This is a genomic window from Streptomyces sp. Tue6028 (genome assembly GCF_002300165.1).
GTDB lineage: Bacteria > Actinomycetota > Actinomycetes > Streptomycetales > Streptomycetaceae > Streptomyces > Streptomyces siamensis.
The window spans coordinates 69,959-83,338 of record NZ_MLCE01000005.1 but is presented as its reverse complement, the minus strand read 5'-3'; the positions used below and the strand labels follow the sequence as shown (position 1 = coordinate 83,338).

Genomic DNA, 13,380 nt, shown 5'->3' with positions numbered 1-13,380 from the left:
GATCACGGCATCGGCTACTGGGAGGCTCGCCCATGGGCGGACGCTCACACCTTTCATGTGTCATCGGATGATCGAGTGATCTTCCAATGGTAAAGGACGGGCAAAGTGTTCCGGTCGGGGATGTTCCCGGGCGGCGCCCCCGCCGCACCTCTCAGCCGGAGAGCGGCTTCACCCAGCGCCGCCAGTGTTCTTCGGACCTGTACCCGGCCGCGCGCCAGGCATGGTGCGCGGTCTCGTTCCGCTGAAGCACCATGGCATCCCCGCGCCGTCCTCCGAGCCGTACGAAGCGTTCCTCCGCGGCCGCGAGGAGCGCGGAGCCGATGCCCAGCCGGCGCCGTTCCGGATGCACCGCCAGGCGGTACAGATGGCACCGCCACCCGTCGAAGCCCGCGATCACCGTGCCGACGAGTTCTCCGTCGCGCTCGGCGAGGATCAGCGCCTCCGGGTCGCGGGCCACCAGCCGTTCGACGCCGTCCCGGTCGTCGCTGATGCTCGTCCCCTCCGCGGCCACCTTCCAGAAGCCCAGCACGGCGTCGACGTCGGCGGGCGCGGCGGCCCGTATCCGCAGCTCAGTCATGCGGCGATCCCATCACCCGGTCCGGACGGTGGCACGGAATTCCATCATCCGGACACGGTCGTCGACACCGCCGTCGCCGAGGACGCGCGGGGTGTGCGAGGCGGGCTCTCATGCGCCGCGCAACGCCTCGACGACAGGAGCGAACGCCTCCATGTGGGGCTCCAGGACCGTGAGGTACGAGATGCCGTACCGCTCACGCTGCGTCCGCAACCGCTCGGTGATCTCCTCCAGCGTGCCCACCAGGACGATGGGCAGCTCCAGGACCTGCTGCTCCGTCAGCTGGGGGATACGGGGCAGCCACGGCCGGATCGCCTCGGAGCGGTCCTCGGCGACGGTGACGATCTGGATCAGCAGGTTGAGCTCGGCGGGCTCCTTCCGCCCGGCCGCCGCCTCCCGGTACACGGCGACGCGCTGGTCGAGCTCCGCGGCCGTGACCGGTTCCAGTCTGCCGCCCGGCAGGGTGCGCGCCCCGGTGAACGCCGCGATGTCGGCGTGCTCGGCGGTGAGCCGCAGCATCCGGTCGCCGTTGGCCCCGATCAGCAGCGGGACCCGGGGCGACTGGACGGGGCGCGGCTGGTGGTCCTCCGAGCTCAGGAGCCGCTCCAACTCCTCGATGGTGTACTGGAGATGGTCGACGCGCTCACGTGGTGTGCCCCAGGGCAGTCCGGCCGTCCGGTGCTCCGCCTCCACGTAGCCGGTGCCCAGGCCCAGTTCGAGACGCCCGCCCGTCAGCGCGTCCGTGGTGGCCACCTCGCGGGCCAGCAGCGCGGGGTTCCAGAAGCCCGCGTTGAGCACGAACGTGCCGAGGCGCGGCCGCTCGGTCGCCTGAGCGGCGGCCACCAGGGCCGGGAACGGCGCGGGCAGGCCCAGGTGGTCGGCCACCGTGATCACGTCGTATCCCAGGTCCTCCGCCCGGCGGCACTTCGCGTGCCACTCGTCGACCGGGGCGGGTGCGAGCAGGCTGACGCCGAAACGGAAGGGACGCAACAGGCGGGACATGAACTCTCCTCGGTCACGGTCGACTTGCGCCCGGGCGGCGGACAGGAGGCGGGTACCTCACTCGTGCGCGATCGCGGCCAGCACGTTCATCCGGGAGGCGCGCAGGGCCGGCAGCAGGGCGGCGACGATGCCCACCACCGCCGAACCGACCACGACGGCGACGATCGTCGCCCACGGGATGGCGAGTGCCTTCATGCCCTGCAGGGCGAGGACCTGCTGGATGCAGACGCCCCAGACGAGACCCAGCGCCAGACCGAGAACCGCTCCGAACACGGCGATCACCACCGACTCGAGCCGGATCATCCGGCGCAGCTGACGGCGGGCGAGCCCGATGGCGCGCAGCAGACCGATCTCACGGGTGCGCTCCACGACCGACAGCGCCAGGGTGTTGACCACCCCGAGCACCGCGATGACGATCGCGAGCCCGAGCAGCGCGTACACGAGATACAGCAGTACCGCGATCTGATCGTGGATCAGCTTCTTGTAGTCGGCCTGGTCGCGGACCTGCACCTGCGGATACGGGTCGAGGGCCTTCTCCAGGTTCGTGCGCAGCTGGTCGGGCGTGGTGCCCGACGCCGCGTTCACGTACAGCGCGGAGTCCTGCCCGCCGGGCACATACTTCTCGATGGTGCCGAAGCCGAAGAACAGGCCACCCTGCATACCGAAGCCCTCGCCGGAGTCCTGGTCGGTGAGGGCCCCCACCGTCAGGCGGGCGTTGCGGCCGGCGGGGAACTCGACAGGGACGGTGCTGCCCACCCGGACGTCGTGCTCCTTCGCGAACTTCCTGTCCATGGCGATACGGCCGTCGCCGAGCGCCGCCGCCGTGTCGCCCTGCGCGTACGTGACGTGGGCGACCTCGTCGAGTCGCGGATCGTAGGCCGCCGCGGTCGTCTCGACGCGCTTCCCGTCCGGCAGCCGCACCGCGACCGGCGTGAACCGCTGACGGACCACCAGCCCGGCGCCGTCCGTGCCGCGGACCTTGTCCGTGAGCTCCTGCGAGAAGGGCTGGAAGTTGCTGTTCTGTATCACGAAGTCCGCGCCGAGCGTCTTGTCGATCTGCTGGTCGAAGGACTTGGTCATCGACGCGCTCGCCACGGACATCCCGCCGACCAGGGCGAGGCCCACCATCAGGGCCGCCGCGGTGGCGCCCGTGCGACGCGGATTGCGCAGCGCGTTGCGCTGGCTCATCCGGCCGACCGAGCCGAACAGGGCCGGGAAGGCCCCGCCCAGGACCCGGATCACCGGCCGCACCAGGAGCGGGCCCGCGATCACCGTCGCGATGAGCGTCAGGACGACGCCCAGGCCCAGCAGAGAGGCGGCCGTCGAGGTCTTCGACGAGGCGGCGCACCCCGCGAGCGCGGCCACACCGGCCACGCCGACCACCGAACCCACCACGGCGCGCATCCGCAGGGGCCGCCCCACGCCGGCGATCTCGGCGTCCGCGAGGGCCGCCATGGGGGAGACGCCGGCCGCGCGCCGCGCGGGCAGATAGGCCGCCACGAAGGTGACGCCGACGCCGACCACGTACGCCGAGACGGGGGTGGCCCAGCCGATCACCATCTCGGTCGACTTGAGGTTCATGCCGAACGCGGACATCAGCTTGATCAGCCCGAGCGCGAGACCGATTCCGGCGGCCAGCCCGAGCGTCGAGCCGACCAGACCCAGCAGCAGCGCCTCGGTGAGCACGGACCGGCGTACCTGACGCCGGTCCGCGCCCAGCGCGCGCAACAGCCCCAGCTCACGGGTGCGCTGGGCGATCAGCATCGAGAAGGTGTTGACGATCAGGAAGATGCCCACCAGGACCGCGATGCCCGCGAAGCCGAGCATCACGTACTTGATGACGTCCAGGAAGCCCCCGAGCTGTTCGGAGGAGGACTTGGCCTGCTCCTCGGCCGTCTTCAGCTCGTAGGTCCGGGTGCCCAGCTCGGCGGCGACGCGCTGCTTGAGGACGGCGTCGCTCACCCCCGGTGCCGCGTCCAGGGAGACGCTCGTCGCGGCGTCGGGACTGCCCAGCAGCTTGGTCTGCGCGGTCGGTGTGTCGAGGAACAGCAGCGCGGCGCCGGGGTTGGTGGTGGTGAAAGTGGCGATGCCCACGATCCGCACCTTGAACGAGCCGGGCTGCGCCTGCACCGTCAGGGTGTCACCGACGCCGACGTGCTTCTTCTCGGCGGTGTCCGCGTCCAGGAGTGCCTCGCCGTCACCCCTCGGCTCGTGGCCGGAGGTCAGCTTCACCGGACTGCGTTCGGTGACCTCCCAGTTGGTCACGATGGTGGGGGCGCCGGTGGTGGGGCCGACCGACTTGTTGTCGGCGTCGACGACTGTGGCGTTCTCGACGGCCGCGTCCACATGGGTCGCGGCGACGCCGTCGACCTTCGCCAGCCGGTCCGCGAGCGAGGCGGGCACCGTCTGGGTGGCGCCGGTCGGGATCTGCGAGTCCAGGTCGTTCTTCGGTTCCACCGTCACATCGGCCGCGGTGGAGGCGAAGAGCCGGTCGAAGGTACGGGTGACCGTGTCGGAGAAGATGAGGCTGCCCGCGACGAACGCGACGGACAGCACGACGGCCAGCGCCGAGAGGAGCAGCCGCCCCTTGTGCGCGAGAAAGCTTCGCAGTGTCGCCTTGAGCACGACCGCCTCAGTCCTTGTCCAGGGTCACGTCGCTGGATTCGATGGAGTCGCCGGGCTCGCCCGGACGGCCGACACTGCCGGTGGCGGGCGCCGTGTCGATGCCGGGTCCGTCGCCCGCGCCGTCGAAGGTCACCCGGATCGTGTCGAAGCGTTTCATCCGCTCCAGGACGGCGTCCGCCGTGGGGCGCTCCATCTCGTCCACGATCCGTCCGTCGGCGAGGAACAGCACCAGGTCGGAGTGGGCGGCGGCACCGGGATCGTGCGTGACCATCACGACGGTCTGGCCGAGGTCGTCGACCGCCTCGCGCAGGAAGCCGAGGACCTCCAGGCCCGCACGGGAGTCCAGGTTGCCGGTCGGCTCGTCCGCGAAGATCAGCTCGGGGCGCGAGGCGAGCGCGCGGGCGCAGGCGACGCGCTGCTGCTGGCCGCCGGACAGCTGGGCGGGCCGGTGCTTCAGCCGTGCGCGCAGCCCCAGCGTGTCGATGACCTGGTCGAGCCACTTCTGGTCGGGCTTCTGGCCCGCGATGTCCATCGGCAGCGTGATGTTCTCCGCCGCGTTCAGCGTCGGGATCAGGTTGAACGACTGGAACATGAAGCCGATGCGGTCCCGCCGCAGCCGGGTCAGCTCGCGCTCCTTCAGGCCGGTGATCTCGGTGCCGCCCAGCCACACCTGACCGGCCGAGACCGTGTCGAGCCCCGCCAGGCAGTGCATGAGGGTGGATTTCCCGGACCCCGACGGGCCCATCACCGCGGTGAAGCGGCCGCGCGCGATGTCCACGTCGACCGAGTCGAGGGCGAGCACCGTCGTCTCGCCCGAGCCGTAGGCCTTGGTCAGGCCCCGGGCGCGGGCGGCGATCTGGTCCCCCTCCGCGCGCCCGAGAGCATGCTCCGCAGCAGGTGTGGACAAGGCCGCCTCCTCAGCGATCGACGTCCCGACTCCTTATGTCCCGGCAGAGCCTAATGTGACCGGGGGCACACTTGGTATCCCCCCGAGGTGCCGGTCGGCCTCCACCGCAGGTCGTGCCCACGATGCCGGTGTAAGGGCCATGCTCCACCCGGGGCACTCCACCCCCGGATGCGCCGGCCCCCCTTGCCGGTGCTAGCGATCCGGCGCTAGCTTCGAAGCATGGCCAAGACTCAGCTGAACGTACGGGTGGACGAGGGCACGGCCCGCGCCGCCCGCGAGCGAGCGCTGGAGCGCGGGATGAGTGTGAACCGCTACATCGAAGAGCTGGTCCGGCAGGACACCGGGGAGGTCGGCCACACGTTCGTGGAGGCCGCCGCCGATTTCATGAAGCAATACGAATCCGTCTTCGCCGAGGAGTTCGGCGCGGACCGAGAAGGCACGCGCGAAGGTCGTCGTTGATCCGTTGAGCAATCTCAGAGTCGACCTTGCCTGGCTCCTCATGATCGCCGAACAGAAGACACCCGGGGATCCCCAGGTCACGGACTGGGGAGCGCTCGTCGCCGCCGTCAGCCGGCACGAGGCGGAGATATTCGGCATCCCCGTCTACGACAGTCCGCACGCCCGTGCCGCCGCGCTGCTCCAGCTGCTGCTGCACGTCCCCGCTCTGGAACGCTCCAACGCCATGTTCGCCTCGGCCGTCGCGTACGCCTATCTCGTCGCGAGCGGGCTGAAGGTCGTCACCTCGCCCGAGCAGGTGCGCGAGCTGGCGCGTCTGGTGAAGAGCGGTGAGGCGACGGTGCACGACATCGCGTACGAGCTGCGCCGCTGGAGCCTGTGAGTACGGGATCGGCGGCGCGGGCCGCTTCGGTCGCGTCGGCCGGTCCTGCCGCACAGGCCGCAACTGCCGCGCCGATCGCTCCTGCCGCCGGCCGTTGCGGTCACACCGTCGGCCCCGGCTTCTCCGGCTCGGTGAGGCGAGGGCGCCACGCCGTGCCCAGCACGCAGTACGAGGTGGGCAGCCGCGGCCCCTTCTCGGGCATCATCAGCCGCCGGTACGGGCCGAGTTCGAACCCGGCGTCCCGCAGCGCGGCGACCGGGTCGCGGGCCAGATGGCAGCCGCCGGTGAGGCGGGGCCAGACCGTGCGGTCCAGGCCGCGCTGGGTGAAGGTCATCGCGGGTCCGCCGCCCCTGCCGTGCTCGAAGAACCGCAGGGTGCCGCCCGGTCGCAGCACGCGCTGCAGCTCGGCGAGGGCGCGCCGCACGTCGCGGACGCTGCAGAGGACCAGCGACACCACGGCGGCGTCGAAGGCCTCGCTCTTGACCGGCAGGGCCTCGGCCGTACCGGGTGCGACGTCGACGGGCACCTCGGAACGCAGCGCCGACTCGACCGCCAACTGCCGCAGCAGCCGCTCGGGTTCGATGGCGACGACCTCAGAGACGGTGTGCGGGTAGTGCGCGAAGTTCAGGCCGTTGCCCGCCCCGATCTCGATGACCCGCCCGGACAGTCCGGCGAGCAGCCGGTCGCGGATCCCGCCCATGCCCATCCGCGTCTCGGCCGCCACGCTGATGCGGGCGTAGTAGCGGGCGAAGAGGGGATGGTGCACCGCGTCTCGTGCCACCTTGCGGGAGCCGGCCGGGCTGAGCGGCGTGAACGGCATGAAAGACCTCCCGGGACGACGCGCCCTACCGTGATTGTCCCCCCGGGAGCTCCGCCGCACGCGCGACCCGGCCCACGAGCCGCCGCGGCGCACCGGAACAGCCGTACGGGGACACCCGATCGGCACGGCCAGGACGGCGGCCCGGCCCGTCCGGACGTACCGGTTTCGCACGGCCGGAACGCCGGCTCGGCCCGTCCGGACGTACCGGTGCCGCACGCCCAAGACTCCGGCTCCGCACCCCGGACGTAGCGGCGCGCGCCGCACCTCCGGGCGCATCGCCGCCCCGGACGTACCCCGCCCTCGAAGTCGCCTCAGGCGGGATGTGTCGCGGTGAAGGCGTGCGCGTCCCAGGTCCCGCCGAGCGGCCCGGCGAGCCAGCTCGCCGCCCGGGCACGGAAGTCGAGCGGGGCCCGCGCGCCGGCGCCGGCCGGGATCGCGCCGAGGAGCGGCCCGCCCGACACCTCCGGCAGATCCGCCAGATTGCACCGCATGGCCAGGTCGGGGGAGTCGGGCCAGCTGCCGATGACCACTCCGGCGAAGTCCAGCCCCTGCCGCCGGAGTTCACGGGCCGTCAGCTCCGTGTTGTTGAGGGTGCCGAGGCCCGCCGCGGCGACCACGAGCACGGGCGCGTCGAGCAGCCGCGCCACGTCGGCCAGCGTCGCGCCCTCGTCGTCGAACCGTACGAGCAGTCCGCCCGCGCCCTCGACGAGCACGAGGTCGTGGTCGGCGGCCAGCTTGCCCGCCGCGTCCGCGACCTCCTGCGGCCGCACCGGGACGAGGCCGGCCCGCCGCGCGGCCGTGGCGGGCGCCAACGGCTCAGGAAAACGGCCGAGTTCGCGCGTGGTCAGGGGGCCCGCGAGCCGGGCCACCTCGTCCGCGTCACCGCACTCGCGGGGACCCACACCCGTCTGCGCGGGCTTCAGCACGGCGACGGAACGACCGGCGGCGAGGGCCACGGCCGCCACGGCGGCGGTCGTGACCGTCTTGCCGACCTCCGTGCCCGTCCCGGTGATCACCAGTACCGGCATGTCATCCCTCCCGTGCCGCGGCGCGGACCGCGCGAGCGATCCGTGCCACGTCCTCGTCACCCGTCACGAACGGCGGCATCGTGTAGACGAGGTCGCGGAACGGCCGCAGCCACACGCCCTCGCGGACCGCGGCAGCCGTCGCCGCCTCCAGGTCCACCTCGTGGTCGAGCTGCACGACACCGATCGCGCCGAGGACCCGTACCTCCCGTACCCCGGGTACCGAGGCGGCTTCCGCGAGCCCGTCCCGCAGACCCGTCTCGATCCGCTTGACCTCGGTCCGCCAGTCCTGGGCGAGCAGCAGGTCGATCGAGGCGCAGGCGACCGAGGCGGCCAGCGGGTTGGCCATGAAGGTGGGCCCGTGCGCGAGCACCGGAACCTCGCCGCGCGAGATGCCGTCGGCGACCCGCGGGGTGCACAGGGTCGCCGCCATCGTCATGTAGCCGCCGGTCAGAGCCTTGCCGACGCACATCACGTCCGGAGTGACACCGGCGTGGTCCGCGGCGAACAGCGCGCCCGTCCGGCCGAAGCCGGTGGCGATCTCGTCGAGGACGAGCAGCACGTCGTGCGTGTCGCACGCCTCGCGCAGCACCCGCAGGTACTCGGGGGAGTGGAACCGCATCCCGCCCGCGCCCTGCACCACCGGCTCCACGATCACCGCGGCGAGCTCGTCGGCGTGCCGCCCGATCAGCTCACGCAGCCGGTCGGCGTAGGCCTCGTCGAACTCGGCGGGCGGCGCCTCGGCGAACACCTGGCGCTGGAGGACTCCCTGCCACAGCTCGTGCATCCCGCCTTCCGGGTCGCACACGGACATCGGCTGCCAGGTGTCCCCGTGGTAGCCGCCACGCCAGGTCAGCAGCCGCTGCTTGCCCGGGCGGCCGAGCGAGCGCCAGTGCTGGAGGCACATCTTGACGGCGACCTCGACCGAGACCGAGCCGGAGTCGCAGAGGAAGACGTGCTCCAGCCCCTCGGGCGACATGTCGACAAGACGCTTCGCCAGCTGTACGGCCGGTTCGTGGGTGAGTCCGCCGAACATCACGTGGCTCATGCGGTCCAGTTGACCGCGTGCGGCCTCGTTGAGGACCGGGTGGTTGTAGCCGTGGATGGCCGACCACCAGGAGGACATGCCGTCGATCAGCTCGCCCGAACCGTCCGCCATGCGCAGCCGGACACCGCTCGCCGACTCCACGACGAGCGGTTCCTGACGTCCCGGCATCGGCCCGTAGGGGTGCCACACATGGCGCCGGTCGAGGTCGAGCAGTTCCCTGACGGACAACTCAGGCATTGGGCGCGAGATCCGTTCCGGCCCCGCGACGGCGTACGGCGACGAGGTCGGTGCGCGCGTCGGAGGGCTGCTCCGTGACGGTGGCGGCGGCCGCCGGGGCGGAGCCGCACACGCCGCCGCCCTGGTGCGAGCCGCACCCGGCGTCCGCGTGCGAGCCGCATCCGGCGCCTTCCTGCGAACCGCATCCGGCGTCCGCGTCCGCGTGCGAGCCGCAGCCGCCGCCCGCGGCTGCCCGGTGCTCGGGCAGCGTGACCTCGCCCGCGCCCTCCACCTCGAAGCCCGCGTCGGCGATCATCTCCAGGTCCGCCTTGCCGGCCTGGCCCTCACTGGTGAGGTAGTCGCCGAGGAAGATCGAATTGGCCAGGTGCAGGGCGAGCGGCTGCATGCTGCGCAGATGGACCTCGCGGCCGCCCGCGATACGGACCTCGACGTCCGGGCAGACGAACCGGACCATCGCGAGGATCCGCAGACAGCGCTGCGGCGTGAGGTTCCACTCCTTGGCGAGCGGGGTGCCCTCGAAGGGGATCAGGAAGTTCACCGGAACGGAGTCCGGGTCGAGCTCGCGCAGCGCGTACACCACGTCGACGAGGTCCTCGTCGGACTCGCCCATGCCGGCGATCAGGCCCGAGCAGGCGGACAGTCCCGCCGCGTGCGCCTTCTGGACCGTGTCCACCCGGTCGGCGTACGTGTGGGTGGTCGTGATGTCCCCGTACGTCCCCTCGGACGTGTTCAGGTTGTGGTTGTACGCGTCCGCGCCCGCGTCGCGCAGCCGCTCGGCCTGGCCGTCGGAGAGCAGGCCGAGGCAGGCGCACACCTCGACGTCCTCGTTCTGGTCCTTGATCGCCTTGATGGTGTCGGAGACCCGGTCCACGTCACGGTCCGTCGGACCGCGCCCACTGGCCACCAGGCAGACCCGCTTGGCGCCGCCGGCGAGACCCGCCGCCGCGGCCTGAGAGGCCTCGTCGGGCTTGAGCCAGGTGTACTTGAGGATGTCGGCCTTGGAGCCGAGCCGCTGCGAGCAGTAGGAGCAGTCCTCCGGACACAGGCCCGATTTGAGGTTGACGAGGTAGTTGAGTTTCACCCGTCGGCCGAACCACTGCCGGCGCACCTTGCCGGCCGCGGCCACCACGTCCAGCACGTCGTCGTCGGAGGTGGCCAGTACGGCCAGCGCCTCGTCGCGGGTCGGCAGCTCGCGCCGAAGCCCCTTGTCCACCAGCGTGTTCAGCAGGTCCATGAGGCCCGATCCTTGCTTATGCGACCACTCCCGGCCAAGGAGAGTTTGCACAAGAGAGACGGTTCGACGTGTGGGTATTGCCACACCCTGGCCCGCTGGCCCGGCCGCTAGGGTCTGTGCACTGCCTACAAAACACCCGCCCCTACGGTCCGGAGGACACATGGCGTTCGGCTGGATCGACGAGCAGGCCCGGGCGCGTCGCGCCGCCGGACTCGTCCGCACGCTGCGTCCGCGCCCCGCCGACTCGCCGCTCCTCGACCTCGCGAGCAACGACTACCTCGGACTGGCGCGGCACCCGGAGGTCACGGGGGCGGCGGCGGACGCCGCGCACCGGTGGGGCGGCGGCGCGACCGGCTCCCGCCTCGTGACGGGGACGACCGAACTGCACGGCGAGCTGGAACGCGAACTGGCCGACTTCTGCGGTTTCGAGTCCGCCCTCGTCTTCTCCTCCGGCTACGCGGCCAACCTCGCCGCCGTCACCGCCCTCGCACCGCACGGCTCACTGGTCGTCTCCGACGCGGGCAACCACGCCTCGCTGATCGACGGCTGCCGGCTCGCCCGGGGCACCACACAGGTGGTCGGGCACGCCGACCCCGACGCCGTACGCAAGGCGCTCGGCACCCACCAGGGGCCCGCCGTCGTCGTCTCGGACACGGTCTTCTCGGTCGACGGGGACGCCGCTCCGCTGGCCGAACTCGCGGACGCCTGCCGGGAGTACGGGGCCGGACTGGTCGTCGACGACGCGCACGGACTCGGTGTCCTGGGCGACGGCGGCAGGGGCGCGCCGCACGCGGCGGGGCTCGCGGGAGCGCCGGACGTCGTCGTGACGGTCACGCTCTCGAAGTCGTTCGGGAGCCAGGGCGGCGCGGTCCTCGGCCCGGCTGCCGTCATCGACCACATGGTCAACGCGGCCCGTACGTTCATCTTCGACACGGGCCTCGCACCCGCCGCGGCCGGAGCCGCTCTGGGGGCTCTGCGGCTGCTGCGCCGGGAGCCGGAACGCGCGCTCCGGGCGCGCGCGGTGGCGACGGTCCTGCACACCCGCCTGACGGCCGAGGGCCTCGAAGCCGTACGGCCGGACGCCGCCGTCGTCTCCGTGCGCGCGCCGTCCCCCGAGCGAGCGGTGCGCTGGGCGGCCGACTGTCGTGAGGCGGGACTCGCCGTCGGGTGCTTCCGTCCCCCGTCCGTGCCCGACGGCATCTCACGGCTGAGGCTGACCGCTCGCGCGGACCTCACCGAGGAGCAGATCGAGCACGCCGTGAGCGTGATCAGCCGGACGCGGTGATCGCGGTGTGCGGGTACGGGGTCAGCCGAGTCCGCTGATGAAGCCCTCCCAGGCGGCGGGGGCGAACAGCAGGGCGGGTCCCGTCGTGTTCTTGGAGTCGCGCACGGCCACCAGTCCGGACCAGGGGCCCGGGCCGGGCCGTGCCGTCTCGACGCAGTTGTTCATTCCCGTGCTGCGACTGCTGCGCAGCCACCGTGCGTCGTGGAGTGAGGTACTGGAAGGTACGTTCCGAGGCAGTGCAGACATGGTGCCTCCTTACGCGCCGTCAGCTATCCCGGCGATGTAGTCCAACGATTCCTCGGGCGAAAGGGCGTGGAACTGAAGAGCGTCGAAGGCCTCGCTGTAGGCCTGAAGGTCTTCTTTCCGCTCGAGATAGAGGCTACTCGTCAAGTGGTCGAGAACAACCACATCCAGATCAGTTGTGTTCGGAAATGAGAAGATAACGAAAGGCCCGGTGACGCCGATGTGCGCTCCGGCGGTGAACGGTAGTACTTGAAGCCGCACTTGGGGCAGCGCCGCGGCCTCGCGCAACCGCCGTAACTGGTGCGCCATCACCTCGGGTCCGCCGACCTCGCGCCGTAACACCGCCTCGTCCAGGACGGCGTTCAGCTCCAGCGGCGGACACGAGCGCAGCACGTCCTGCCGGGCGAGGCGCACCTCGACGAGCGCGTCGAGCTTGCAGTCCTCAAGGCCGTCGACGGCGGCCCGTGTCACGGCGCGCGCGTACTCGGGCGTCTGGAGCAGTCCGGGTACGACGGACGTCTCCAGCGTCCGCATCCCGCGCGCCTGCGACTCCAGACTGATGAAGTCCCGGTACGCCGGCGGCAGCACCCCGCGGTAGGCGTGCCACCAGTGATGCCTGCCGTCGTCCTCGGCGCCCGCCAACACGGTCAGCAGGTCGCGCAGTTCGGGGTCCTCGACCGCGTAGACGTCCAGCAGCCGTGTCACGTCCGTGGGCTTCACACCGCTGGTCCCGGTCTCGATCCGGCTCACCTTCGACTGGTGCCAGCCCAGGAGCCGGGCGGCCTCACCGCTCGTGAGGCCCGCGTCGGCGCGCAGCGCGCGCAGTTCGGCACCGAGCTTGCGGCGGCGCACCGCGGGACCGTGCTGCATGGCCGTACTCCTTACTCCTTCCGAGCCGCCCAAATACGCTCTGCCGTCGCAGAGTTCACCGCTTCGAGCGACAGATATATGCATATCTTGGTGGATCGCACCCGTGACCGGCCCGGTAATGGCAGTCTGGCGCGAAGCACCAGTCCGGGACCGTACTCGAACCATCCGCTCCGTGTCGGACTCCCGGTCCCGTGGGAAAGGGACGACGTCGCCATGGCAGATCACCAGGAAGCATCCGTCACCCTGCCGAGCGATCCCGCCTCGGTCTCCGCGGCCCGCAAGTTCGTCGCCGACGTACTCGTCGAATGGGGTCTGCCGTGCGACTCCGAAGTCGCCGACACCGTACGGCTCATCGTCTCCGAACTCGCCACCAACGCAGTCCAGCACACGTTCGGGCAGTCGCCCACCTTCACCGTCGACGTCCGGCTGGAACGGGACGAACAGCTTCGCCTCGGAGTCACCGACAGTCACCCGCGTTTCCCCAAGAGGCTTCCGGCGGCCGTCCAACAGGACAACGGACGCGGCATGGTGATCATCCGTTGGCTGACCGCCGAGTGCGGCGGCAGACTCACCGTCCGGCCCACCCGCGAGGGCGGCAAGACCGTCTCGATCGAACTGCCCTGGACGGCACGGGTCCAGCCGGTGGTGGCCGGGGGCCCGCAAGAGCCCTGA

General features: G+C 71.5%; 14 protein-coding genes. 4 read left to right on the top strand and 10 right to left on the bottom strand.

Annotated elements, in window-relative coordinates:
• Positions 1–151: 151 nt before the first annotated feature.
• From BKI49_RS04155 to BKI49_RS04140, 4 genes are all read right to left on the bottom strand, one after another.
• Positions 152–577, bottom strand: a complete 426-nt coding sequence (locus BKI49_RS04155; RefSeq protein ID WP_095932821.1) for a GNAT family N-acetyltransferase — start codon at positions 575–577, stop codon at positions 152–154.
• 108 nt (positions 578–685) lie between these two features.
• Positions 686–1,567, bottom strand: a complete 882-nt coding sequence (locus BKI49_RS04150) for an LLM class F420-dependent oxidoreductase (RefSeq protein WP_095932919.1) — start codon at positions 1,565–1,567, stop codon at positions 686–688.
• Positions 1,568–1,633: 66 nt separating this feature from the next.
• Positions 1,634–4,201, bottom strand: coding sequence for an ABC transporter permease (locus BKI49_RS04145; RefSeq protein ID WP_095932820.1), 2,568 nt, complete (start codon positions 4,199–4,201; stop codon positions 1,634–1,636).
• Between the two features lie 7 nt (positions 4,202–4,208).
• Entirely contained in the window at positions 4,209–5,108 is a 900-nt protein-coding gene (locus tag BKI49_RS04140; protein WP_095932819.1) for an ABC transporter ATP-binding protein, read from the bottom strand.
• Between the two features lie 219 nt (positions 5,109–5,327).
• Here BKI49_RS04140 and BKI49_RS04135 point away from each other — a divergent pair, with 219 nt between their 5' ends.
• Positions 5,328–5,567, top strand: coding sequence for a toxin-antitoxin system antitoxin component (locus BKI49_RS04135; RefSeq protein ID WP_028800409.1), 240 nt, complete (start codon positions 5,328–5,330; stop codon positions 5,565–5,567).
• Between the two features lie 4 nt (positions 5,568–5,571).
• Positions 5,572–5,946 carry a fic family toxin-antitoxin system, toxin component gene (locus BKI49_RS04130; protein WP_095932818.1) on the top strand — a complete coding sequence of 125 codons (375 nt, stop codon included), beginning with the start codon at positions 5,572–5,574 and terminating at the stop codon, positions 5,944–5,946.
• 100 nt (positions 5,947–6,046) lie between these two features.
• On the opposite strand, the gene BKI49_RS04125 is transcribed toward BKI49_RS04130, so the two are convergent.
• The 4 genes from BKI49_RS04125 to bioB form a co-directional block, all read right to left on the bottom strand.
• The gene (locus BKI49_RS04125) at positions 6,047–6,766 is read right to left on the bottom strand and encodes a class I SAM-dependent methyltransferase (RefSeq protein WP_095932817.1); all 720 of its coding nucleotides are present in this window, start codon (positions 6,764–6,766) and stop codon (positions 6,047–6,049) included.
• Positions 6,767–7,077: 311 nt separating this feature from the next.
• Positions 7,078–7,794: a dethiobiotin synthase gene (gene bioD / locus BKI49_RS04120; RefSeq protein ID WP_095932816.1), complete on the bottom strand. Its 717-nt coding sequence runs from the start codon at positions 7,792–7,794 to the stop codon at positions 7,078–7,080.
• A 1-nt stretch (position 7,795) separates the two neighbouring features.
• Positions 7,796–9,076, bottom strand: coding sequence for an adenosylmethionine--8-amino-7-oxononanoate transaminase (locus BKI49_RS04115; protein WP_095932815.1), 1,281 nt, complete (start codon positions 9,074–9,076; stop codon positions 7,796–7,798).
• Entirely contained in the window at positions 9,069–10,310 is a 1,242-nt protein-coding gene (gene bioB, locus BKI49_RS04110; protein ID WP_095932814.1) for a biotin synthase BioB, read from the bottom strand. Before bioB ends, BKI49_RS04115 begins: the two co-directional genes overlap by 8 nt.
• 160 nt (positions 10,311–10,470) lie before the next feature.
• Here bioB and BKI49_RS04105 point away from each other — a divergent pair, with 160 nt between their 5' ends.
• Entirely contained in the window at positions 10,471–11,595 is a 1,125-nt protein-coding gene (locus BKI49_RS04105) for an 8-amino-7-oxononanoate synthase (protein ID WP_095932813.1), read from the top strand.
• 21 nt (positions 11,596–11,616) lie between these two features.
• Here BKI49_RS04105 and BKI49_RS04100 read toward each other — a convergent pair whose 3' ends face one another.
• Together BKI49_RS04100 and BKI49_RS04095 are read right to left on the bottom strand one after the other, a co-directional pair.
• Complete coding sequence (locus tag BKI49_RS04100) at positions 11,617–11,841, bottom strand: DUF397 domain-containing protein (RefSeq protein WP_095932812.1); 225 nt, start codon at positions 11,839–11,841, stop codon at positions 11,617–11,619.
• Positions 11,842–11,850: 9 nt separating this feature from the next.
• Positions 11,851–12,708 carry a helix-turn-helix domain-containing protein gene (locus BKI49_RS04095; protein ID WP_095932811.1) on the bottom strand — a complete coding sequence of 286 codons (858 nt, stop codon included), beginning with the start codon at positions 12,706–12,708 and terminating at the stop codon, positions 11,851–11,853.
• 213 nt (positions 12,709–12,921) lie between these two features.
• Here BKI49_RS04095 and BKI49_RS04090 point away from each other — a divergent pair, with 213 nt between their 5' ends.
• Positions 12,922–13,380: an ATP-binding protein gene (locus BKI49_RS04090; protein WP_095932810.1), complete on the top strand. Its 459-nt coding sequence runs from the start codon at positions 12,922–12,924 to the stop codon at positions 13,378–13,380.